General features: G+C 62.9%; 22 protein-coding genes and 3 tRNA genes. 17 read left to right on the forward strand and 8 right to left on the reverse strand.

Annotation, left to right across the window (positions count from 1 at the left end; all coding sequences use genetic code 11):
* Window positions 1–143 precede the first annotated feature (143 nt).
* Together N436_RS05980 and N436_RS05985 are read right to left on the reverse strand one after the other, a co-directional pair.
* Window positions 144–219: transfer RNA gene (locus N436_RS05980), tRNA-Thr, on the reverse strand.
* A gap of 71 nt (window positions 220–290) precedes the next feature.
* The gene (locus N436_RS05985; RefSeq protein ID WP_105945556.1) at window positions 291–701 is read right to left on the reverse strand and encodes a pilin; all 411 of its coding nucleotides are present in this window, start codon (window positions 699–701) and stop codon (window positions 291–293) included.
* A 216-nt stretch (window positions 702–917) separates the two neighbouring features.
* Between N436_RS05985 and N436_RS05990 the strand changes: the two genes are divergently transcribed.
* Genes N436_RS05990 through yacG form a run of 4 tightly spaced genes read left to right on the forward strand, consistent with a single transcriptional unit; the run spans window position 918 to window position 3,815 of the window.
* On the forward strand, window positions 918–2,126 hold the full coding sequence (locus tag N436_RS05990; protein ID WP_110740607.1) for a type II secretion system F family protein: 1,209 nt from the start codon (window positions 918–920) through the stop codon (window positions 2,124–2,126).
* Between the two features lie 2 nt (window positions 2,127–2,128).
* Window positions 2,129–2,995, forward strand: coding sequence for an A24 family peptidase (locus N436_RS05995; protein ID WP_110740608.1), 867 nt, complete (start codon window positions 2,129–2,131; stop codon window positions 2,993–2,995).
* Window positions 2,995–3,618: a dephospho-CoA kinase gene (coaE, locus tag N436_RS06000; RefSeq protein WP_110740609.1), complete on the forward strand. Its 624-nt coding sequence runs from the start codon at window positions 2,995–2,997 to the stop codon at window positions 3,616–3,618. The genes N436_RS05995 and coaE overlap by 1 nt, the downstream gene beginning before the upstream one ends.
* Window positions 3,615–3,815, forward strand: coding sequence for a DNA gyrase inhibitor YacG (yacG, locus tag N436_RS06005; protein WP_016484797.1), 201 nt, complete (start codon window positions 3,615–3,617; stop codon window positions 3,813–3,815). Before coaE ends, yacG begins: the two co-directional genes overlap by 4 nt.
* Before the next feature lie 53 nt (window positions 3,816–3,868).
* Here yacG and N436_RS06010 read toward each other — a convergent pair whose 3' ends face one another.
* The gene (locus tag N436_RS06010; protein WP_110740610.1) at window positions 3,869–4,576 is read right to left on the reverse strand and encodes an energy-coupling factor ABC transporter permease; all 708 of its coding nucleotides are present in this window, start codon (window positions 4,574–4,576) and stop codon (window positions 3,869–3,871) included.
* Window positions 4,577–4,662: 86 nt separating this feature from the next.
* Here N436_RS06010 and N436_RS06015 point away from each other — a divergent pair, with 86 nt between their 5' ends.
* The 4 genes from N436_RS06015 (at window position 4,663) to N436_RS06030 (ending at window position 7,465) form a co-directional block, all read left to right on the forward strand.
* Window positions 4,663–5,094: a hypothetical protein gene (locus N436_RS06015; RefSeq protein ID WP_110740611.1), complete on the forward strand. Its 432-nt coding sequence runs from the start codon at window positions 4,663–4,665 to the stop codon at window positions 5,092–5,094.
* A gap of 55 nt (window positions 5,095–5,149) precedes the next feature.
* Window positions 5,150–5,779 carry a DUF1780 domain-containing protein gene (locus tag N436_RS06020; protein WP_013970766.1) on the forward strand — a complete coding sequence of 210 codons (630 nt, stop codon included), beginning with the start codon at window positions 5,150–5,152 and terminating at the stop codon, window positions 5,777–5,779.
* 132 nt (window positions 5,780–5,911) lie between these two features.
* Window positions 5,912–6,085 (forward strand): DUF3094 family protein, encoded by a 174-nt coding sequence (locus N436_RS06025; RefSeq protein ID WP_013970765.1) that lies wholly within the window; start codon window positions 5,912–5,914, stop codon window positions 6,083–6,085.
* 84 nt (window positions 6,086–6,169) lie between these two features.
* The gene (locus N436_RS06030; RefSeq protein ID WP_105945551.1) at window positions 6,170–7,465 is read left to right on the forward strand and encodes an NAD(P)/FAD-dependent oxidoreductase; all 1,296 of its coding nucleotides are present in this window, start codon (window positions 6,170–6,172) and stop codon (window positions 7,463–7,465) included.
* 202 nt (window positions 7,466–7,667) lie between these two features.
* Here N436_RS06030 and N436_RS06035 read toward each other — a convergent pair.
* The 5 genes from N436_RS06035 to rluD all read right to left on the reverse strand — a co-directional run bounded on the left by N436_RS06035 (window position 7,668) and on the right by rluD (window position 12,895).
* Window positions 7,668–7,743 (reverse strand) — tRNA-Lys (locus tag N436_RS06035).
* Window positions 7,744–7,749: 6 nt separating this feature from the next.
* A tRNA-Pro gene (locus N436_RS06040) sits at window positions 7,750–7,826 on the reverse strand.
* Window positions 7,827–8,380: 554 nt separating this feature from the next.
* A complete protein-coding gene (gene clpB / locus N436_RS06050) occupies window positions 8,381–10,945 on the reverse strand; it encodes an ATP-dependent chaperone ClpB (RefSeq protein WP_105945549.1) in 2,565 nt (854 codons plus the stop codon).
* 250 nt (window positions 10,946–11,195) lie between these two features.
* A complete protein-coding gene (gene pgeF, locus N436_RS06055) occupies window positions 11,196–11,936 on the reverse strand; it encodes a peptidoglycan editing factor PgeF (protein ID WP_110740612.1) in 741 nt (246 codons plus the stop codon).
* Window positions 11,933–12,895: a 23S rRNA pseudouridine(1911/1915/1917) synthase RluD gene (gene rluD / locus N436_RS06060; RefSeq protein ID WP_026020366.1), complete on the reverse strand. Its 963-nt coding sequence runs from the start codon at window positions 12,893–12,895 to the stop codon at window positions 11,933–11,935. Before rluD ends, pgeF begins: the two co-directional genes overlap by 4 nt.
* 147 nt (window positions 12,896–13,042) lie before the next feature.
* Between rluD and N436_RS06065 the strand changes: the two genes are divergently transcribed.
* The 9 genes from N436_RS06065 to N436_RS06105 all read left to right on the forward strand — a co-directional run bounded on the left by N436_RS06065 (window position 13,043) and on the right by N436_RS06105 (window position 21,310).
* The gene (locus N436_RS06065; RefSeq protein ID WP_016713393.1) at window positions 13,043–14,062 is read left to right on the forward strand and encodes an outer membrane protein assembly factor BamD; all 1,020 of its coding nucleotides are present in this window, start codon (window positions 13,043–13,045) and stop codon (window positions 14,060–14,062) included.
* 94 nt (window positions 14,063–14,156) lie between these two features.
* A complete protein-coding gene (locus N436_RS06070) occupies window positions 14,157–14,387 on the forward strand; it encodes a PP0621 family protein (RefSeq protein ID WP_016713394.1) in 231 nt (76 codons plus the stop codon).
* 180 nt (window positions 14,388–14,567) lie between these two features.
* Window positions 14,568–15,332: a FadR/GntR family transcriptional regulator gene (locus N436_RS06075; protein ID WP_003247561.1), complete on the forward strand. Its 765-nt coding sequence runs from the start codon at window positions 14,568–14,570 to the stop codon at window positions 15,330–15,332.
* A gap of 90 nt (window positions 15,333–15,422) precedes the next feature.
* Window positions 15,423–16,625, forward strand: coding sequence for an ABC transporter substrate-binding protein (locus N436_RS06080; RefSeq protein WP_105945547.1), 1,203 nt, complete (start codon window positions 15,423–15,425; stop codon window positions 16,623–16,625).
* A 65-nt stretch (window positions 16,626–16,690) separates the two neighbouring features.
* Window positions 16,691–17,551, forward strand: a complete 861-nt coding sequence (locus N436_RS06085) for a branched-chain amino acid ABC transporter permease (protein ID WP_110740613.1) — start codon at window positions 16,691–16,693, stop codon at window positions 17,549–17,551.
* 1 nt (window position 17,552) lies between these two features.
* Window positions 17,553–18,572 (forward strand): branched-chain amino acid ABC transporter permease, encoded by a 1,020-nt coding sequence (locus N436_RS06090; RefSeq protein ID WP_025754951.1) that lies wholly within the window; start codon window positions 17,553–17,555, stop codon window positions 18,570–18,572.
* A complete protein-coding gene (locus N436_RS06095; protein ID WP_060501394.1) occupies window positions 18,572–19,324 on the forward strand; it encodes an ABC transporter ATP-binding protein in 753 nt (250 codons plus the stop codon). Before N436_RS06090 ends, N436_RS06095 begins: the two co-directional genes overlap by 1 nt.
* The gene (locus tag N436_RS06100; RefSeq protein ID WP_016713401.1) at window positions 19,324–20,019 is read left to right on the forward strand and encodes an ABC transporter ATP-binding protein; all 696 of its coding nucleotides are present in this window, start codon (window positions 19,324–19,326) and stop codon (window positions 20,017–20,019) included. The genes N436_RS06095 and N436_RS06100 overlap by 1 nt, the downstream gene beginning before the upstream one ends.
* Window positions 20,020–20,032: 13 nt before the next feature.
* Window positions 20,033–21,310, forward strand: a complete 1,278-nt coding sequence (locus tag N436_RS06105; RefSeq protein ID WP_110740614.1) for a Zn-dependent hydrolase — start codon at window positions 20,033–20,035, stop codon at window positions 21,308–21,310.

Here is a 21,310-nt window from a genome sequence, read left to right on the forward strand (position 1 = left end):
CAAATATGAGATGAAGCGAAGAATACGTCTCACTATAAACTAGAAAGAATCAGCTACGCGGGGTTAGCGATCTCGGATACTACTCAAAGTGGGAAAATGTACCGACTCGACTCTACAGCTCAAAGAGATAAGCCTGAAAATTTTGGTGCCGGAGACAGGAATCGAACCTGCGACCTTCGCGTTACGAGTGCGCTGCTCTACCGACTGAGCTACACCGGCGTGTAGCGCAACGTACCACTGCTCACACCCGCAACGCAAACCCCTGTTTCCGCTAGTTTAATCCCCTACCCTCAAGCCCCCTTGCAACCCTTGGGCGCGAGGTCTTCCTCGATGTCGGTAGTGCACGCCCACCCGCTGGCCGAGCGCGTCAAGGTCAGTGCCTTACCCACCACATTGGCCGGTGCATCCACCAGCGTGCAAGCAATCTTCCCGCTGCCATCCGCCGCCTTGCCTTCGGCGGTGATCGCACAATGCGCCGTCGCCGGCTGGCCACCCAGCTCGGCCACGCCCCCCACGTCTTTCCCGTCATTCAGGCGCAGGTCCATCGCTGTCTTCAGCGCGCTGATTTCCAGCAACCCGGCCGCCGCCTTGGAGCGTGCCTGGTGGTTGGTGTACATCGGTAAGGCGATGGTCGCCAGAATGCCGATGATCGCGACAACGATCATCAGTTCGATCAGGGTGATACCGCGTTGCCCTTTCATGAACGTATTTCCTTTTTCATTCGCTTACACGTTGAGGTCGGTTGCGCCCCAACCGGCAGCGGCGCAGTAGGCCTGAACAGACACCTTTTGTCACCCCTGCCCGCTTGGGCGTCATCTTCGCTGAACTACTCTAGTGAGCATCACGGACGCGCGCCCTTGCATGGACGCGGCAAGCTGTTTCCAGGCTTGTCGCACGGGCAGAAAAAGGACCTTTGCATGACTTCATCTTCACCCCTCTACCGCTGGCATGGCACCGACGCCAACGGCACGCCGGTCAGTGGCCAAACACCCGGGCGCAGCCCGGCTTATGTGCGGGCCGGGCTGATTCGCCAGGGCATCACGGTGGCCAGTTTACGGCCGGCCAGCGGGCTGACGTTCAGTTTGCCGAAGCGGCGCGAGAAGGCCGACCCGGCGGGTTTCAGCCGGCAGTTGGCGACTTTGCTCAAGGCCGGCGTGCCGCTGCTGCAGGCGTTCGAGGTGATGGGGCGCAGTGGCTGCAATGCGGCGCAGGCGGCGTTGCTGGAGAGATTGAAACAGGATGTGGCCTCGGGCCTGGGGTTGGCGGATGCGTTGCAGCGCCACCCGGCATGGTTCGATGCGCTGTATTGCAACCTGGTGCGGGTGGGTGAGCAGTCTGGCACGCTCGATCGCCAGCTGGAGCAGCTGGCGGGCATGCTGGAACAGCGGCGGGCGCTGCACAAGAAGGTGCGCAAGGCGATGATCTACCCGCTGCTGCTGTTGCTGACCGGGCTGGGGGTGTCGGCGATTTTGTTGCTGGAGGTGATTCCGAAGTTCGAGAGCCTGTTTGCGGGTGTAGGGGCAGCCTTGCCGGCATTTACCCAGTGGGTGATCGACTTGTCCGCAGGGCTGAGTCGGTTTGCGCCGCTGTTGCTGGTGATGGCTGCGGTGTTAGGTTTTGCCGGGCGTCAGCTTTACCGGCAGCATGCGCCAGCGCGCCTGTGGATATCTCGGCAGGTGCTGGGTTTGCCGGTGTTCGGCAAATTGCTGGGTCAGGCGGCGCTGGCGCGGTTTGCGCGTAGCCTGGCAACGTCCTATAGCGCCGGGGTGCCGTTGCTGGATGCGTTGGGCACGGTGGCCCGGGTAACCGGTGGCGATTTGCACGAGCAGGCGGTGTTGCAGCTGCGCCAGGGCATGGCCAATGGGCAGGGGTTGAATCAGGCGATGGCGGGTGAACCGCTGTTTCCACCGTTGCTGGTGCAGCTGACGGCCATCGGTGAATCCAGCGGCACGCTGGACCAGATGCTGGAAAAGGCCGCCAGCCATTACGAGGAACAGGTCAGCCAGGCGCTGGACCAGTTGACCAGCCTGCTGGAGCCGGCCATCGTGCTGATCCTGGGCCTGCTGGTGGGTGGCCTGGTGGTGGCGATGTACCTGCCGATCTTCCAGCTGGGTAGTTTGATCTGAACATGACTTTATGGACTTTGCTGGCAGAGCAGCCGGCGTACTTCCTCACCCTGGCCACGCTGCTCGGCCTGTTGGTGGGCAGTTTTCTCAATGTGCTGGTGTATCGGCTGCCGATCATGCTGGAGCGGCAATGGCAGCGTGAGGCACAAGAAGTGTTGGGGTTACCGGTTACGCCACACGAACGGTTCGACCTGTGCCTGCCCGCCTCCCGCTGCCCACATTGCGCGCATCAGATTCGCGCGTGGGAGAACATTCCGGTCATCAGTTACCTGGCATTGCGCGGGCGCTGTTCATCCTGCAAAACCCGCATCAGCCCGCGCTACCCGGTGGTGGAAATCGCCAGCGCGCTGCTGTCGCTGGTGGTGGCGTGGCGTTTTGGCGCTTCGCTAGAGGCGTTGCTGGCACTGCCACTGACCTGGTGCCTGTTGGCCCTGAGCCTGATCGATGCAGAACACCAATTGCTGCCGGATGTGCTGGTGCTGCCGATGCTGTGGCTGGGGCTGATCGTCAATGCCTTCAACCTGTATGCCCCGCTCACCGACGCGCTGTGGGGCGCGGTGGCCGGGTACCTCAGCCTGTGGACGGTGTACTGGGTGTTCAAGCTGGTCACCGGCAAGGAAGGCATGGGCTATGGCGACTTCAAGCTGATGGCGCTGATCGGGGCCTGGGGTGGCTGGCAGGTGTTGCCGTTAACGCTGCTGCTGTCGTCGGTGGTGGGGGCGCTGGTTGGCCTGTGCCTGCTGCGTTTGCGCCGGCATGCCATGGGCACGGCGATGCCGTTCGGGCCTTATCTGGCGATTGCGGGGTGGATTGCCGTGCTCTGGGGTGATGAAATAGTCGCCTCTTACATGCAACTGCTTGGATACTGATGGCCACTGCAGCCTTTACCCCCTGGATTCTCGGCCTTACCGGCGGCATTGGTAGCGGCAAGAGCGCCGCTGCCGAGCGCTTCGTCGAGCTTGGCGTGCACCTGGTCGATGCCGATCAGGCGGCGCGCTGGGTGGTCGAACCCGGCCGCCCGGCCCTGGCCAGCATTGTCGAGCGCTTCGGCCCGGGTGTGCTGCAGGCCGACGGCCAGCTGGATCGCGCCGCCCTGCGCCAGCTGATCTTCGCCGACCCGGCGCAGCGCAAATGGCTGGAGCAACTGCTGCACCCATTGATCGGACAGGAGATTTTCAGCTACCTAGCCAAGGCCCAGTCGCCGTATGCGGTATATGTGTCGCCGCTGCTGATCGAGTCGGGGCAATACCATAAGACCCAGCGCGTGCTGGTGATCGATGCGCCGCAGGAACTGCAAGTGTCGCGTACCCTGGCGCGGGACAACACCAGTGCCGAGCAGGTACAGGCGATTCTGCAGGCCCAACTGGCCCGTGAGGATCGCCTGCGCCATGCCGATGACGTGGTGGTCAATGACGGCGACCTGGCCGCGCTGCATCAGCAGATTGACCGCCTGCACCACTTTTACCTGACTTTGAAAGGAGGCCAGCCATGAGCCAGCCATTGACCGTCGACTGCCCGACCTGTGGCGCACCTGTGGAATGGAACGAGAAAAGCGCGTTCCGGCCGTTTTGCTCTGACCGTTGCAAGCTGATCGACCTCGGGGCCTGGGCGGCTGAGGAACACAAGATTCCGGGGGCTGAAGAGTCTGAGGATGAGCTGTATTCGGGGGATCTGGAGCCTCGGCACTAAGCGGATTTCAAGGTGGTTGTGCCCGCGAAGAGGCTGGCACGGCCACCACAAATTCACCGCTCATCCTCCTTCCATGGCGCCTGCAAATACCTTGTGCGGTTGAACGTTTCCAGCCACTCCGGGCAAAACACCACCAGCGCACTGATCACCATGCCGTTGATGAACGCCTCGGGGAACATCATCAGCCACAGGTAGCCCACAAAGTCGCTCAGCCATTCCGGCATGGCAAAGCGCCCATCCAGCCACAACACCCCTAGCGCTGCAGGCACGCAAACAAGCACGGTGAGCGCCGCAGGAAAGAACCCTGAACAAAAAATATAAACGAACAGGTTTCGCGGCTGGGCACGCTCGACCACGATCGCGCACACCTCGGTAATCAGCACCGGCAAGCCAATCAGCAACAAGCCATTCACCCCCAGCGCCGCCAAATCCTGCCGCCCCAACACCAGCAAACCGAGCTGGGCCATGAACCCACCCAGCACCGCCAGCGGCCAGTCCAGCAACAGGGTAACTGCCGTCATGCCGATGAAGTGGTACGACACCCCGGTATCGAAATCACGCCTCACCAGCCACAACGCAAACAGGCAAAACACGGTGCCGAACAACAGATGCTGCCGGCGCCGGTCGGTGAACAGTTCAACCCAGCGCACCCGGCTGACAGCCCACACCAGCAACGGTACATAACCCAGCCAGCCAAGGGTAAGGGTGGTACCGGACAACACCTGCGCGCTGATCACCTGAGCAATGCCCCTTGCGGCCATGTGGATAAACCCGAGTCTACACCCATTCTCCGTTTCCTTCGGCTGCGGTAGGCTGGCGCCCTCATTCGATGCAGGAAGCATTGGCCATGCCGGAAGGAATCAACCCCACCCTGCTGCTGGCAGCAGCACTCAACGCCATCATTGGCGTACTTCACCTGGCTGTGATCGCCGTTGGGCCACGCTGGTACCGTTTGTTCGGGGCCGGCGAACGTATGGCGGTGGCCGCCGAAAAGGGCCGCTGGTACCCGGCGCTGATCACCGCCGCCATCGCCTGCGTGTTGCTGGCCTGGTCGGCCTATGCACTGTCAGCTGCCGGGGCAATCGGGCGGCTGCCGTTGCTGCTGCCGGCCATCTGCCTCATCACCCTGGTGTACCTGCTGCGCGGCCTGCTGGGGCCCAGATTGCTGGCGGGCACCGGGCGTTCGCAGCGTTTTATCGTGGTCAGTTCACTGATCTGCCTGGGCTTCGGCCTGGTGCACCTGGTCGGGCTGGTGCAGCAGTGGCCGGTGTTGCGCTGATTCCCGCGCTTAAACAGCATCTTACCGTCATCGATTAACGGCTAAGCTTGTCTGCATGGATGACTCAGACTACCTGCGCCTGCTTACCATCCAGGCCGAACAAGCCAATGCCTTTCTCTCCAACGCCCGCAAGTGGGAGCGGGAGCGTTGGGTGTGCCAGCGTCTGTTGCAGGGGTTGAACATTCCCTACCGCAGCGAGGACTTCACCCCGGCCGGCCAGGAGCCGCCAGACGTGCTGTTCCGCGATGCCGCATTCGAAGTATTTTTCGTGCTCGACGAAGGCCGCCGGCTGAACGATGAATGGCGCGAAGAGCTGCAACGCCGGCGCAGTGCGTTTTCCCTGGCGCAGCTGGTGCGCCGCGAAGCGCGCCCCCGACGCATCAGTGCCACCGAGTTGCTGGGGCGCCTGGCGCCGACCTTGCGTAAAAAGGCGCACAACTATCGGGAACGCGGGCTGGAGCTGAACGAGCTGGACATCATCGCCTTCGCCAGCCTCAAGCGCGAAGTGCTCGACCTCAACACCCACTTCCCGCCGCCTACCGAATACCTGCGCCAGGGCTGGCGCTCGCTGTCGCTGGTGGGGCCGACCTTTGCCCGGGTGCTGTTCGCCCACCCAGACGCGCCAGACTTTTTGCGCGGCAACCTGGGCCGCAGCATCGTCTTCGACGTGGGCATCAGTCTTTGATCCAGTGCAGCGAATGTTTGCGATGGCGTACACTCGGCGCCAGGGATAGAAAGCATTATCATTTGTTTCAAGCGCTTGCGCGAACGCTGTAGCGTTTGCGCAGTCACAAACGTCTACCTGACGAGGCCCACCATGACCAGCCGCCTGAATCCGGAAGATCAGCGTCGTGTCGATGAGTATCTGCGAGCCCCCCAGCACCAAGTCGAGCGCAGGCCCTTTCGGCCGTGGCTGCTCCTTGTGCTGGTGGTGGCCGTGACCATCGGGTTGGGTCTCATCAGCCGCCTGCTGAGTGGACTGGTGCTATGAGCTGCTTCGCGCTCGCCCTCCCCTCGTGCAGTTTGCGGCCGGCCCTCTGGGCCACGAATTCCGTAAACCTTATGAGATATCCCCATGACTCATCGCATCGTGATTGTCGGCGGCGGCGCCGGCGGCCTGGAACTGGCGACCCGCCTGGGTAAAAGCCTGGGCAAGCGCAAGCAGGCCGAGATTACCTTGGTCGACGCCAACCTCACGCACATCTGGAAACCACTGCTGCACGAAGTGGCTGCCGGCTCGCTGAACTCCTCGGAAGACGAACTGAACTACGTGGCCCAGGCCAAGTGGAACCACTTCAACTTCCAACTGGGGCGCATGAGCGGCCTGGACCGTGAAGGCAAACAGATTCAACTGGCCGCCACCCTCGATGAAGAGGGCCGCGAGCTGCTGCCTGCGCGCACCCTGGGCTACGACACCCTGGTCATTGCCGTAGGTTCCAACACCAACGACTTCGGCACCCTGGGTGCGGCGCAGCACTGCCTGTTCCTGGACACCCGCAAGCAGGCCGAGCGCTTCCACCAACAGTTGCTGAACCACTACCTGCGCGCCCATGCCGGCGATGTGGCCAGTGAAAAAATCAGCGTCGCCATCGTCGGCGCCGGTGCCACCGGTGTGGAACTGGCGGCCGAGCTACACCACGCCGCCCATGAGCTGGCAGCCTATGGCCTGGACCGCATCCAGCCCAAGGATATGCACATCACCATCATCGAGGCAGGCCCGCGCGTGCTGCCGGCGCTGCCAGAGCGCATCAGCGTGCCGGTGCACAAGACCCTGGAAAAACTCGGCGTGAAGGTGATGACCAACGCTGCGGTCAGTGAAGTGACCGAGGACGGGTTGAAAACCAAGGACGGCGAAGTGATCCAGGCCAGCCTGAAGGTGTGGGCGGCGGGTATCCGTGCGCCGGGCTTCCTGAAAGACATCGACGGGCTGGAAACCAACCGCATCAACCAGCTGGTCGTGCGCCCTACCCTGCAAACCACCCGCGACGACAACATCTTCGCCTTCGGCGACTGCGCCGCTTGCCCGCAACCAGGCAGCGACCGCAGTGTGCCGCCACGGGCACAGGCCGCGCACCAGCAAGCTTCGATGCTGGCGCAAAGCCTTAAGGCGCGCCTGGAGAACAAGGCGCTGCCGACTTACGAATACAAGGACTACGGCTCGCTGGTGTCGCTGTCACGCTTCTCGGCGGTAGGCAACCTGATGGGTAACCTGATGGGCAGCGTGAAGCTGGAAGGCTGGCTGGCGCGGATGTTCTACGTGTCGCTGTACCGCATGCACCAGATGGCGTTGTACGGGTTCTTCCGTACAGCGTTGATGATGCTGGGTAGCAAGATTGGCCGGGGTACCGAGCCTCGCCTGAAGTTGCACTGAAGATTGCCGGGGGCGCTTTGCGCCCCTTTCGCGACACAAGGCCGCTCCCACAGCGACCGCGTCAGCCCGATCTAAAGGGTAAACGCGGACATTGTGGGAGCGGCCTTGTGTCGCGAAAGGCCTGCGAAGCAGGCCCAAAGATCTACCAGGATAAAATCGAGGCAAAGAAAAAGGGCATCTCTTTCGAGATGCCCTTTGTTCATGGTGGGTCGTGTAGGATTCGAACCTACGACCAATTGGTTAAAAGCCAACTGCTCTACCAACTGAGCTAACGACCCGGAAAATGGTCGGGGTGAGGGGATTCGAACTCCTGACATCCTGCTCCCAAAGCAGGCGCGCTACCGGACTGCGCTACACCCCGAGACTTCCCATAAGCGACCTGGACTCGAACCAGGGACCCAATGATTAACAGTCATTTGCTCTACCGACTGAGCTATCGCGGAACTGAACTTCGGTACAACTTACCGATTTGCTACTCCGAAGGCTGTGTTCGCTTCGGACTCTTTGGCTTCTTCGCTTTCGCGTTGTCGCTGCTGAGGCCGGCTATTCTACATTCTTCGTTTTGCTTGTCAACCACTTTTTTTCATTCAACTTACTGATTTGTAAGTTGTTTTGCGGTCACCGATGTTGCTGGTGATTCGCTTAGTGCCTGACAACGCGGCGTATATTAGGGGCAGTCGGAAATTGATGCAAGCAAAAATTTCAAAAATTTCAGCAGGTTATCCAGATAGGCTGAGAAAGCCCGGATTTGCTGGGCTGCACTGGCCTCTTCGCGGGCACGCCCGCTCCCACAGGTACGGTGCAGCCCTTGAAATTTGCGCAGATCCTGTGGGAGCGGGCATGCCCGCGAAGAGGCCAGTGCAGGTAAACAAGCGAAAAAAAGCCCCGCAGATGCGGGGCTCATGGTGAAGCAAATCAGCCGAAGACGATTTCGTCGCCCTCCACCTTGGCGGTGATCGCTGAGCCAGGCACGAACTTGCCAGCCAAGATCAGCTGCGCCAGCGGGTTTTCGATCCAACGCTGGATGGCACGCTTCAGCGGCCGTGCGCCGTACACCGGGTCGTAACCCACGGCAATCAGCTTGTCCAACGCCTCCGGGCTCAGGCTCAGCGACAGTTCGCGCTCCAGCAAGCGGCTGCGCAGGCGGCCCAGCTGGATTTCGGTAATGCCGGCAATCTGCTCGCGGCCCAGTGGTTCGAACACCACCACTTCGTCGATACGGTTGATGAACTCTGGGCGGAAGTGCGAACCCACCGCATCCATCACCGCTGCACGCTGTGCTTCGCGGTCGCCCACCAGCTCCTGGATCTGCGCCGAGCCCAGGTTGGAGGTCATCACGATCACGGTGTTGCGGAAGTCCACGGTGCGCCCGTGGCTGTCGGTCAGGCGGCCGTCTTCCAGCACCTGCAACAGCACGTTGAACACATCCGGGTGGGCTTTCTCCACCTCATCCAGCAGCACCACCGAGTAAGGCTTGCGCCGTACCGCTTCGGTCAGGTAACCGCCCTCTTCGTAGCCGACGTAGCCTGGTGGTGCACCGATCAGGCGAGCCACGGAGTGTTTCTCCATGAACTCGGACATGTCGATACGCACCATGGCCTCTTCGGTGTCGAACAGGAACTCGGCCAGTGCCTTGCACAGCTCGGTCTTGCCCACACCGGTCGGGCCGAGGAACAGGAACGAGCCACTTGGCCGGTTAGGGTCGGACAGCCCGGCACGCGAGCGGCGCACGGCGTTGGCCACGGCGGTTACCGCCTCGCCCTGACCGATCACGCGCTGGTGCAGCAGCTCTTCCATCTTCAGCAGCTTTTCACGCTCGCCTTCGAGCATCTTGGCCACCGGAATACCGGTCCACTTCGACACCACTTCGGCAATTTCTTCCTCGGTCACCTTGTTGCGCAGCAACTGGTTCTCGGTCTTGCCGTGCTGGTCGACCATCTGCAGGCTGCGCTCCAGGTCCGGGATTACCCCGTACTGCAGTTCGGCCATGCGGCTCAGGTCGCCTTTGCGACGGGCGGTTTCCAGCTCTTGGCGGGCCTGCTCGATCTTTTGCTGGATCTGCGCCGAGCCCTGCACTTCGGCCTTTTCCGAAGCCCAGATTTCTTCCAGGTCGGAATACTCACGCTCCAGCCGCTCGATTTCCTCGGTCAGCTTCTCCAGGCGTTTTTTTGCCGCTTCGTCTTCTTCTTTCTTCAGTGCCTGCGATTCCACCTTCAACTGGATCAGGCGGCGATCAAGGCGGTCGAGCACTTCCGGCTTGGAGTCGATCTCCATGCGGATGCGGCTGGCGGCTTCGTCGATCAGGTCGATGGCCTTGTCGGGCAGCTGGCGATCAGTGATGTAGCGGTGGCTGAGCTTGGCCGCAGCGATAATGGCGCCGTCAGTGATGGCCACCTTGTGGTGCACTTCATAGCGCTCTTTCAGGCCACGCAGAATGGCAATGGTGTCTTCTTCACTCGGCTCTTCTACCAGCACCTTCTGGAAGCGGCGCTCCAGCGCAGCGTCCTTCTCGATGAACTGGCGGTACTCGTTAAGCGTGGTAGCGCCAACGCAGTGCAGTTCGCCACGGGCCAAGGCTGGCTTGAGCATGTTGCCGGCGTCCATGGCGCCCTCGCCTTTGCCGGCGCCGACCATGGTGTGCAGTTCGTCGATGAACAGGATGATCTGGCCTTCCTGCTTGGACAGCTCGTTCAGCAGGCCTTTCAAACGCTCTTCGAACTCGCCACGGTACTTGGCACCGGCAATCAGCGCGCCCATGTCCAGCGCCAGCAGGCGCTTGCCTTTGAGGCCGTCGGGCACTTCACCGTTGATGATGCGCTGGGCCAGGCCTTCGGCGATGGCGGTTTTACCCACGCCAGGCTCACCGATCAGCACCGGGTTGTTCTTGGTGCGGCGTTGCAGCACCTGCACGGTACGGCGGATTTCATCGTCACGGCCAATCACCGGGTCCAGCTTGCCTTCTTCGGCACGCTTGGTCAGGTCGACGGTGTACTTGTCCAGCGCCTGACGCGACTCTTCGGCGTTGGCATCATTCACTGCCGCGCCGCCGCGCAGGTTGTTGATGGCATTTTCCAGGGCCTTCTTGGTCACGCCCTGGCTCAGCAGCAGTTTGCCGAGTTTGCTGTTCTCGTCCATGGCGGCCAACAGCACCAGCTCGCTGGAAATGAACTGGTCGCCCTTCTGCTGGGCCAGGCGGTCGGCCTGGTTGAGCAGACGCGCCAGGTCCTGCGACATGTTCACGTCACCGGTGGGGTTCTGGATTTTCGGCAGCTGGTCGAGCTCTTTCACAAGCCCCTGGCGCAGGCTGTTGATGTCGAAGCCAACCTGCATCAGCAGGGGCTTGATGGAGCCGCCCTGCTGTTCGAGCAGCGCCTGCAGCAGGTGCACGGGCTCGATGGCGGGGTGGTCCATGCCAACGGCCAGGGATTGGGCATCGGATATTGCAAGTTGCAGCTTGCTGGTCAAACGGTCTATTCGCATGGTGTACCTTCCTTTAAAGGGCAGGTCGGAGCGATGGACAGCGCCTGTTTATGAAGAAACCTGCCTGAGATGACCTTATAGATAAGGCTGATTCTGGAAGATTCAAGCGTAGCGGGGTTGACCGGGGTCAACCTGTTGGATGAGTGCTGGGGCCATTCGCGGGCATGCCCGCTCCCACAGGTACACTACCGGTACCAAAGTTGTGGAATCTCTGTGGGAGCGGGCGTGCCCGCGAAGAGGCCGGTACAGGCTAGCGAGGATCCAGCCAGACCAACGAGGCAAACCGCCCACCCTGCGGGGTACGGCGATAGGAGAAGAACCGCGCATCGCTGACCGTGCACAAGCCGCCGCCATACACAGCGGTCACCCCACGGGCGGCCAGGCGAATACGCGCCAGCTCGTAGATATCAGCCATCAACTTGCCCGGCCGCTCACCCTCGACAAAAGCACGGGCCGCTTCAGGATGCACCGCCGTAAAGGCATCACGCACTTCCAGCCCTACTTCGAAGGCCTGCGGGCCAATGGCCGGCCCCAACCACACCAGCACCTCTTCTGGCGGCAGCGCCAAGCGGTCCAGCGTGGCTTCCAGCACGCCACCGGCCAACCCGCGCCAGCCCGCATGCGCTGCTGCCACGCGCGTCCCCGCCCGGTCGCAGAACAGCGCAGGCAGGCAATCGGCCGTCATCACGGTGCAGGCAATGCCTGGCTGGTCGGTCCAGCTGGCGTCGGCCTCGGCCACCACGGCCGGGTCGGCATCCGCCACTACCAGCCCATGCACCTGCTTGAGCCAGGCTGGCTGGATGGCGAACGCGTCGCTCAGCCGGCGGCGGTTCTCGGCGACCGCCGCAGGGGCATCCCCTACGTGGTCGCCAAGGTTGAAGGTTTCGTAGGGCGGCAGGCTGACGCCGCCCTGACGGGTGGTGACACAGGCGCGAACCGAGGCCGGAGCCGGCCAGTCGGGAAAAAACAGCGACTGCGTCAGGCCACTCATCCGATAAAGCTCTCGCGGTCTTCGTTCAGCAGCGTCAGCAACCAGAGGAAGTCATCCGGCAGTGGCGATTCCCACTTCATGACTTCACCGGTAATCGGGTGGGCCAAGGCGAGGAAACGCGCATGCAGAGCCTGACGCGGGAAGGTTTTCACCGCCTCGACCATGGTTGGGCTGGCAGCCGGCGGAATGCGGAAGCGCCCACCGTACGTCTGATCGCCCACCAGCGGGAAGCCGACATGGGCCATGTGCACGCGAATCTGGTGAGTACGGCCGGTTTCCAGCTTGACCCGCACGTGGGTGTGCGAGCGGAAGCGCTTGAGCACACGGTAGTGGCTGACCGCCGGCTTGCCGCCGTCGGTGACTGCCATGCGCTGGCGCATACCGCCGTGGCGGCCGATCGGGGCATCGATCTTGCCACCGGACGTCACCACGCCAATCACGATGCACTCATAGATGCGGCTGACTTTGCGGGCTTGCATCTGCTCAACCAGCTTGGTCTGCGCTTGCAAGGTCTTGGCCACCACCATCAGGCCCGTGGTGTCTTTGTCCAGACGATGAACGATACCGGCACGCGGCACGTTGATGATGTCTGGCACGTGGTGCAGCAGCGCATTGAGCAGGGTACCGCTGGCATGGCCGGCGGCCGGGTGCACAACCAGGCCCGCAGGCTTGTTGATCACCAGGATGTGGTCGTCTTCGTAGACGATATCCAGCTCGATGTCTTCTGCGATCCACTCGCCCTGGGCCTCTTGCTCGGCCTCCAGAGCAAGCACAGAGCCACCATAAACGGTATCGCGAGGACGCACGACGGCGCCATCGACCGTCAGGCGGCCTTCTTTGATCCACGTAGTAAGCCGCGAACGCGAGTACTCGGCGAACAATTGGGCGGCGACCTGGTCGAGGCGTTGACCGCCCAGATCGGACGGTACCTCTGCGCTAAGTTGAATGATCTCGGACATGCTCGATTCGGCGGGCGCACAGCCTTTGGTTTCGGCTGCGAGCTTGTGGTTAAATACGGCTTCTTTTGTCCCGGGGTTGGCCGGGGCGCTCATCATAACAGGACGGCACCGCCCAAGACAGCGGCCGTCAAAGGGACGCAAGCCGCCATGCAAGTGAAACACCTGCTGCTGATCGCCATCCTCGGGCTTACCGCGGCCTGTTCCTCCAATAAAGAGGTCATTGACGAGAACCTCAGCGAAGCCGAGCTGTACCAGCAGGCGCAAGCTGACCTGGACAACTCCAGCTACACCAGCGCCGTGAACAAGCTCAAGGCCCTGGAATCGCGCTACCCGTTCGGCCGCTATGCCGACCAGGCGCAGCTCGAGCTGATCTACGCCAACTACAAGAACTCCGAGCCCGAGGCTGCCAAGTCGGCCGCAGAGCGCTTCATCCGCCTGCACCCGCAGCACCCGAACGTGGATTACGCCTACTACCTCAAGGGCCTGACCTCGTTCGACCAGGACCGTGGCCTGCTGGCGCGTTTCCTGCCGCTGGACATGACCAAGCGTGACCCGGGTGCCGCCCGCGACTCGTACAACGAGTTCGCCCAGCTGACCAGCCGCTTCCCCAACAGCCGCTACGCGCCAGACGCCAAGCAGCGCATGATCTACCTGCGCAACCTGCTGGCCTCGTATGAAATCCACGTGGCCGACTACTACCTGAGCCGCCAGGCTTACGTGGCCGCTGCCAACCGTGGCCGCTACGTGGTCGAAAACTTCCAGGAAACCCCCTCGGTCGGTGACGGCCTGGCGGTGATGGTCGAGTCGTACCAGAAGATGCACCTGGACGAACTGGCCGCCAGCAGCCTGGAAACCCTCAAGCTCAACTACCCGGACCACCCGAGCCTGGTCGATGGCGAGTTCCAGCCCAAGCAGACCGAGTCTGACGGCCGTGGCTGGCTGTCCAAGGCCACCCTGGGCCTGATCGAAACCGACACCCCGCTGCCGCCGGGCGAAACCCGCGCCAACCAGGACGTGGTCAAGCAGTTCCAGGACGCGCGCGACGAGATGCCGCAAGAGCTGCTGCCGAAGGACGAGAACGGCGACCCGATCGTGCCGGAAGGCCCGAAAGAAGCCGAGAAAGACCGCTCCTGGTTCAGCTACATGACCTTTGGTCTGTTTGACTGACACACAGCGGTAAATGAAAGGGAGGCCTTGGGCCTCCCTTTTTTATTGGCCGCGTCCTAGACTGTCGGCTTCTTCAATCGACAAGCTGGACACCATGGTTCGCCTACTTTTCTGGATCGCCCTGATCGCCGCCGCGTTCTGGCTGTGGCGCAAGTTCAAAGTCAGCCAGCAGTCGCACCCCGAGGCGAAGCTGGATGCGCCGCTGAAGATGGTGCGCTGTGCCCATTGTGGCGTGCATTTGCCCAACGACCGGGCGCTGCAGCAGGGCAATGAGTGGTATTGCAGCCAGGCACACCTGCAACAAGGCCCTGGCCGCCAAGGCTGAGCCAGTATCACCTGAATCCCTTCGCGGGCATGCCCGCGAAGAGGCCTGTGAACCCAGCATCACTTATCCCTCCCCGACCCTTTCGCACCAATTACGACCCCTCCCCCGCCACCAGCATTGACCCATCCCGGTAAAATTCGCTAAATCCTATTTATCCGCATAAATATGAAAAATAGCGAAATGCTCAAACCCAAACGCAAGCGCCAGAAGCTGTCCGATGTGATCGTCGAATCGGTCAAGCGCTCGATCGTCACCGAAGCGCTGCACCCCGGTGACCGCCTGCCCACCGAGCGTGAGCTGATGGAGCATTTCGAGTGCTCCAAGGGCACCGCCCGCGAAGCGCTCAAGGCGCTGGAAGTCGAAGGCCTGGTCAGTACCCGTACCGGCCCGACCGGCGGCGCCTACCTCAATGAAGTAGGTACCGAGCCGGCCAGCCGCGCGCTGCGCAATTACCTGCACTTCCAGCACCTGGACGGCGAGCAGGTTTACCAGCTGCGCAAAGTCATCGAGGTCGAGCTGGCAGTGTCGGTGATGGGCAAGCTGAGCGAAGCCGACTACGCCGCGCTGCAGGCCAACATCGACTTCTGCAGCGCACCGGAAGACAGCGAGGAAGGCCAGCGCGAGCAGCGCCTGGCAGAGCTGGAGTTCCACACGCTGCTGGCCGACCGTTGCCCGAACCCGTTGCTGCGGTTCATGGCGGTGTTCCTCAACGACCTGCTGCGCGACCTGGTGGTGCTGAAAAAGGCCTACCTGCCCAAGCGCCAGCAGTTCGCCGCCGCCAACATCGACTACCACAAGCAACTGCTGACCGCCCTGCGCGCCAGCGACGAACCCGCTGTACGCCGGCTGATGCATGAACACATGTGCGACGCCGAGCACCACATGACCGCGCTGGAAGGCGAGGTTGCCCGCAACTTCCTGCTGGAGTTCGACCACCACCACTGATGCGCCTGGAAAGAGGCCTGCACACAGGCCCGGCCGTACCCGCTTTGTCATTGCCACTCCTGCCTAATAACCACAACCAAGGAGTTACTCATGCAAAGACGTACCCTGCTCAAGGCAGGCCTTGCCCTGGGTGCCTTAGGTAGCCTCCCCTTGGGAGCGCACCGGGCATTCGCCGACCAACCGCTGACCTTCTATGGGCTCAAGTCCATGTCGGGCGCCTTCGCCAGCTACGGCAAGTACGCCGACATGGGATCGCGCCTGGCCATCGCCGAGTACCCGCAGCTGCTCGGCCACCCGCTCAAGTACAAGGTCATCGACACCGAAGGCAACGCCGGCAAGGCGGTGCGCAAGGTACAGGAAGCCATCGGCCAGGATGGCGCACGCTTCTTCCAGGGCTGCACCCTGTCGTCTTCGGCACTGGCGGTGTCGAAGGAAATCCACAAGGCCGGCGGCGTGTTCATGACGCCCGTGGGCGCCGACGAAATCACCGGTAAAGACTGCAACGCCTCGACCTTTCGCTGGTCGGTGCCCACCTACGGCGCCATCCGCGAAACCCTGGTGCCCATGATTCGCCAGCTGCCCCAGGCCAAGCGCTGGTACACCATCACCCCGCAATACGTGTTCGGCGATGCCCTGCTGGACAACGCCCGCAAGGTGTTTGCCGAGCTTGGCGTGGAACACATCGGCAACAGCTACCACTCGCTGCAGGAGCAAGAGTTCTCCGGCTACCTGACCAACGCCATCGCCGCCAAACCCGATGTGCTGGTGCTGCTCAACTTCGGCAGCCAGGCCTCCAACGCCCTGCGCCAGGCCGTCAACTTCGGCATCAAGGACCGCATGAAAGTGCTGATGGTGTGGTCTGCCGGCCTCGACCAGTTTCAGGAGCTGGGCAGCGACGTGCTCGAAGGCGTGTACCTGGGTGCCCAGTACTGGCACCAGGTCGATACACCGCTGAACAAGCAACTGGTTGCCGCCACCCGCAAGGCCTATGGCATCAACCCCAACTACCCGCTGGCTGCCGACTATATCGGCACCAAGGTCATGCTCGAAGCCATCGTCAAGGCCGGCAGCCTGGAGGGCGCCGCCGTGTCTGCGGCATTGCAGGGCATGCGCTTCCAGGGCCCGACCGGCGAAGAACTGATCCGCCCTGGCGACCATCAGGTACTCAAGGATTACTACCTGCTGCGCGGCAAGCCCCAGGGGCAGATGCGCGACGAGGACGACCTGGCCGAAGTCATCAGCTCGGGCCGTTCGTTCGTCGAGGTCGACCACACCGGTTGCGCCCTGGCCTGAAGCCGCGGCGTTAGTCACACACACTCGTACAGGCAGCCGCACCGCACGCTGTCGAGGGCACGCTCATGCTCGATTTGTACCTGTTCCAACTGCTCAACGGCCTGGGCCTGGGGATGATCTACTTCCTCATCGCCGTGGGCCTGACGATCATTTTTGGCCTGCTCAACTTCGTCAACTTCGCCCACGGCGCGTTCTTCTTGCTGGGCGCCTACCTGTGCTACACCGCCGTGGCCATCACCGGCAACTTCTGGCTGGCACTGCTGATTGCGCCACTGGTGGTGGCCGCCCTGGCCTGGGCGGTCGAGCGCCTGTTGATCAAACGCATCTACCACTTGCCGCACACCTTCCAGATCCTCGTCACCCTCGGCATCGCGCTGATCATCCAGGAAGCCTCGGTGCTGATCTGGGGCCCGGTGGGCAAGAACATTGCGGTACCGCCCGAGCTGCGCGGGGTGCTGATCTTCGGTGACTTCATCTACCCCTACTACCGCCTGTTCCTGATCGGTTTTGCCGCGCTGATCGGCCTTGGCCTGTGGCTGCTGCTGGAACGCACCCGCTTCGGCGCACTGGTGCGGGCCGGTAGCGAAAGCACCGAGACCGTGTCGCTGCTGGGCACCAACATTTTCCGCCTGTTTTCCCTGACCTTCGCCCTGGGCGTGGGCCTGGCCGGCGTGGCGGGTGTGCTGTTCGCCCCGCTACGGGGTGCGCAACCCTTCGTCGGCCCGGAAATCCTCGGCATTGCCTTCGTGGTGGTGGTGATCGGCGGCATGGGCTCGTTCGGCGGTGCGCTGGTTGGCGGCCTGCTGGTAGGTGTGGTGCAAAGCATGATGACCAGCCTCTGGCCGCAGGGCGCCAGCCTGATGATCTACGGCGCCATGGCCGCCGTGATTCTGGTCCGTCCCTATGGCCTGTTCGGGAGAGCCTGAGATGAGCGAGAAAAACCCATTGCCAGTCGCCAAGGGCCGCGCCCCGGCGCTGCTGTTGCTGGTGGTTGCCAGCCTGGTGGCGCTGCCACTGCTGCTGCCGTCGGCCACCCTGGCCACCGAGATCCTGATCTTTGCCCTGGCCGCGCTGGCCTGCAACCTGCTGCTCGGCTACACCGGCCTGTTGTCGTTCGGCCAGGGCATCTTCTTTGGCGTGGGTGCCTATGGCGCGGCGCTGCTGATGATCCACCTGCAGTGGGGCATGTTCGCCGCGCTGTTGGGGGCTGCCGTGTTTGGCGCCTTCCTGGCATTGCTGGTGGGCGCACTGGCGATTCGCCGCACCGGCATCTACTTCGTCATGCTGACCCTGGCCTTCAGCCAGATGGCCTACTTCCTGGCCTACACCCTCAGCGGCTGGACCGGCGGTGACAACGGCCTGCTCGATGTGCCCCGGCCGAACATCGAAATCGCCGGCCATGTGCTGGTCGATCTGGCCGACCCGCGGCACTTCTATGTGTTTGTCGCGGTGCTGTTCCTGTTGATCTTCGCCGCAGCCCTGCGGGTCATCCGCTCGCCGTTCGGCAGCACCCTGCTGGCCATCCGCGAGAACGAAACCCGCGCCGCCGCCATCGGCTACGACACCCGCCACTTCAAGATCCTGGTGTTCATGCTGTCGGGCGCCATCACCGGTATCGCCGGGGCGCTGTACGCCATGCTGCTGCACTTTGCACCGCTGTCGAACATCGACCTGATGATGAGCGAGAACATCCTGATCATGACCATCGTCGGCGGCACCGGCTCGCTGTTCGGCTCGCTGCTGGGGGCTGGCGCCATCGTGCTGCTGGGCGACGTGCTGTCGGAACTGTGGCCACGCTGGCTGATGCTGCTGGGCGTGATCCTGATTCTGGTGGTGGTGTTCATGCGTGGTGGCCTGTGGGGTGGCCTGGCCGAACTGGGCAAACGCCTGCTGGCCACCCGCAACGCCAACGACAAACCCCAGGCCAAGACCAAGGAGACCCTGTGATGAGCGACTACCTCCTGGAAACCCGCCAGCTGGAGCTGGCCTACGGGCCGTTCAAGGCGGTTGCGGGCGTTGACCTGAAAGTGCGCGCCGGCACCATCCACACCATCATCGGCCCCAACGGCGCCGGCAAGACCAGCCTGTTCCACTGCCTGACCGGTGAGCGCCAGGCCACCGCTGGCAAGATCCTGTTCAACGGCCAGGACATCATCCGCAAGCCATCCCACGGGCGGGTGGCGCTGGGCATGGCCCGTTCGTTCCAGCTCACCAGCCTGTTCCAGAACCTGTCCGTGCGCGAAAACCTGCGCCTGGCCGCCCAAGGCCGTGATGGCCTGGGCGCGCTCAACTTCTGGCGCAGTGTCGAGCACAAACGCAGCCACTGGAACACCGCCGACCAGGTGCTGGAGCGCCTGAAACTGAGCGCCCGCGCCGAAACCCTGGCCGGTGAGCTGTCGCACGGCCAGCAACGGGTACTGGAAGTGGGCATGTCGATCTGCGCCAGGCCCACCCTGCTGATGCTCGACGAGCCCACCTCGGGCATGGGTATCGACGACATCCCGGTAATGACCGACCTGATCAGCGACCTTGGCCGCGACCATACCGTGCTGCTGATCGAGCACAACATGAGCATCGTCATGTCGATCAGCCAGCGCATCACGGTGATGAGCCACGGCCAGATTCTGGTCGAGGGTACCCCTGAACAGGTGCGCAACGACGAGCGCGTACGCACCGCTTACCTTGGAGAGGCCGCCTGATGCTCAACGTCGATTCGATCCACGCCTACTACGACAAGAGCCATGTGCTCGAAGGGGTTTCGCTCAAGGTCGAGGCCGGTGAGCTGGTAACCCTGCTTGGGCGCAACGGTGCGGGCAAGACCACCACCTTGCGCAGCATCCTCGGCATCGTCCGCCCACGGCAGGGGCAGATCAGCTTCAACGGCCAGCCGCTGGTGGGCCGCGAAATTTTCGATATCGCCCGGCTCGGCATTGCCCTGGTGCCCGAACACCGCGGCATCTTCCGCCAGCTCAGCGTCGAGGAGAACCTGAAAATTGCTGTGCGCAAAACCAGCCGCTGGCAGCTGGAAGACGTTTACAGCATGTTCCCACGGCTCAAGGAGCGGCGCCGCAATGGTGGTTTCGCGCTGTCCGGTGGCGAGCAGCAGATGCTGGCCATCGCCCGCGCCCTGCTCAACGGCCCCAAGCTGCTGATCCTCGATGAACCCACCGAAGGCCTGGCCCCAGTGATTGTCGACGAGCTGGTGAAGATCCTGCGGCGCATCAAGGACGAGGGCCTGTCGATCCTGCTGGTGGAACAGAACCTGATGGTCTGCGATGCCCTTGCCGACCGCCATTACGTGCTGGAGCAAGGCCGGGTCGCCTACCAAGGCAGCGCGGCGCAGTTCCGTGAGGACCCGAGCATCAAAAACCGTTACCTGGCCCTGAGCGCCTGAAAGGAGAACGCCCATGAACACCCGCATCGATCCCTCACAGCACGTGCTCGGCCAAGGCTCGCAGGTCAACCGCGAGCGCCTGTGGCAATCGCTGATGGACCTGGCCCTGCTCGGCGCCACCGCCAAGGGTGGCGTATGCCGCCTGGCGCTGACCGACCTCGACCGCCAGGCCCGCGACCTGTTCGTGCGCTGGTGCGAAGAAGCCGGCTGCACCGTCAGCATCGACGCCATCGGCAACATCTTCGCCCGCCGCCCCGGCCGCAACCCTGCCCTGCCCCCCGTGATGACCGGCAGCCACATCGACACCCAACCCACCGGCGGCAAGTTCGATGGCTGCTATGGCGTCATGGCTGGCCTCGAAGTGATCCGCACCCTGAACGATCTCGGCCTGACCACCGAGGCGCCCTTGGAAGTGGTGGTGTGGACCAACGAAGAAGGCTCGCGCTTCCCGCCCTGCATGATGGGCTCGGGTGTGTTCGCCGGTAAGTTCGGCCTGCAGGAAACCCTCGAAAAGGTCGACGACCAGGGCCTGTCGGTCGGCGCCGAGCTGCAGCGCATTGGGTACGCCGGCCCGCGTGTGCCCACCGGGCATGCCGTCGGTGCCTACTTCGAAGCGCATATCGAGCAGGGGCCGGTGCTGGAGGACCAGCGCACCACCATCGGTGTTGTCCAGGGCTGCCTGGGCCAGAAATGGTTCGACCTGGTGCTGACCGGTGTCGAGGCCCATGCCGGCCCCACCCCGATGCACCTGCGCAAGGACGCCCTGGTGGGTGCGGCCGAGGTGGTGGCTGCGGTCAACCGCGTGGCCCACGCCCACCAGCCGCATGCCTGCGGCACGGTCGGCTGCCTGACCCTGCACCCAGGCTCGCGCAACGTTATCCCCGGCCAGGTACACATGACCATCGACTTGCGCCACCTCGACCCCGGGCACCTCGCTGCCATGGTGAACGAAGTACGCACGGCCATCGAAAGCAGCACGGCCAGGCACGGGCTGAGCTACCAGCTGACCCCGACCGCCGACTTCCCGCCACTGTATTTCGCCGAGCAGTGCGTGGACGCCGTGCGCCAGGGCGCACGCACGCTGGGCCTGAGCCATATGGATATCGTCAGTGGCGCCGGCCACGATGCCATCTTCCTCGCCGAGCTGGGCCCGGCCGGGATGATCTTCGTGCCATGCGAGGGTGGCATCAGCCACAACGAAATCGAAAATGCCGCGCCGCAAGACCTGGCCGACGGCTGTGACGTCCTGCTGCGTGCCATGTTCCAGGCCGCCAACCCGGGAGCCCGTTGA

The sequence above is a fragment of the Pseudomonas sp. RV120224-01b genome (genome assembly GCF_003208145.1).
GTDB classification, from domain to species: domain Bacteria; phylum Pseudomonadota; class Gammaproteobacteria; order Pseudomonadales; family Pseudomonadaceae; genus Aquipseudomonas; species Aquipseudomonas monteilii.

Coding starts and splice junctions, on each gene's coding strand:
- N436_RS06015 (WP_110740611.1), top strand. CDS start 4,663: ATGCCGGAAGGAATCAACCCCACCCTGCTGCTGGCAGCAGCACTCAAC.
- yacG (WP_016484797.1), top strand. CDS start 3,615: ATGAGCCAGCCATTGACCGTCGACTGCCCGACCTGTGGCGCACCTGTG.
- N436_RS06020 (WP_013970766.1), top strand. CDS start 5,150: ATGGATGACTCAGACTACCTGCGCCTGCTTACCATCCAGGCCGAACAA.
- N436_RS06085 (WP_110740613.1), top strand. CDS start 16,691: ATGCTCGATTTGTACCTGTTCCAACTGCTCAACGGCCTGGGCCTGGGG.
- N436_RS06070 (WP_016713394.1), top strand. CDS start 14,157: ATGGTTCGCCTACTTTTCTGGATCGCCCTGATCGCCGCCGCGTTCTGG.
- N436_RS06075 (WP_003247561.1), top strand. CDS start 14,568: ATGCTCAAACCCAAACGCAAGCGCCAGAAGCTGTCCGATGTGATCGTC.
- N436_RS06090 (WP_025754951.1), top strand. CDS start 17,553: ATGAGCGAGAAAAACCCATTGCCAGTCGCCAAGGGCCGCGCCCCGGCG.
- coaE (WP_110740609.1), top strand. CDS start 2,995: ATGGCCACTGCAGCCTTTACCCCCTGGATTCTCGGCCTTACCGGCGGC.
- N436_RS05985 (WP_105945556.1), bottom strand. CDS start 701: ATGAAAGGGCAACGCGGTATCACCCTGATCGAACTGATGATCGTTGTC.
- N436_RS06010 (WP_110740610.1), bottom strand. CDS start 4,576: ATGGCCGCAAGGGGCATTGCTCAGGTGATCAGCGCGCAGGTGTTGTCC.
- N436_RS06065 (WP_016713393.1), top strand. CDS start 13,043: ATGCAAGTGAAACACCTGCTGCTGATCGCCATCCTCGGGCTTACCGCG.
- N436_RS06025 (WP_013970765.1), top strand. CDS start 5,912: ATGACCAGCCGCCTGAATCCGGAAGATCAGCGTCGTGTCGATGAGTAT.
- N436_RS06080 (WP_105945547.1), top strand. CDS start 15,423: ATGCAAAGACGTACCCTGCTCAAGGCAGGCCTTGCCCTGGGTGCCTTA.
- pgeF (WP_110740612.1), bottom strand. CDS start 11,936: ATGAGTGGCCTGACGCAGTCGCTGTTTTTTCCCGACTGGCCGGCTCCG.
- N436_RS05990 (WP_110740607.1), top strand. CDS start 918: ATGACTTCATCTTCACCCCTCTACCGCTGGCATGGCACCGACGCCAAC.
- clpB (WP_105945549.1), bottom strand. CDS start 10,945: ATGCGAATAGACCGTTTGACCAGCAAGCTGCAACTTGCAATATCCGAT.
- N436_RS06100 (WP_016713401.1), top strand. CDS start 19,324: ATGCTCAACGTCGATTCGATCCACGCCTACTACGACAAGAGCCATGTG.
- N436_RS06105 (WP_110740614.1), top strand. CDS start 20,033: ATGAACACCCGCATCGATCCCTCACAGCACGTGCTCGGCCAAGGCTCG.
- rluD (WP_026020366.1), bottom strand. CDS start 12,895: ATGTCCGAGATCATTCAACTTAGCGCAGAGGTACCGTCCGATCTGGGC.
- N436_RS06030 (WP_105945551.1), top strand. CDS start 6,170: ATGACTCATCGCATCGTGATTGTCGGCGGCGGCGCCGGCGGCCTGGAA.
- N436_RS06095 (WP_060501394.1), top strand. CDS start 18,572: ATGAGCGACTACCTCCTGGAAACCCGCCAGCTGGAGCTGGCCTACGGG.
- N436_RS05995 (WP_110740608.1), top strand. CDS start 2,129: ATGACTTTATGGACTTTGCTGGCAGAGCAGCCGGCGTACTTCCTCACC.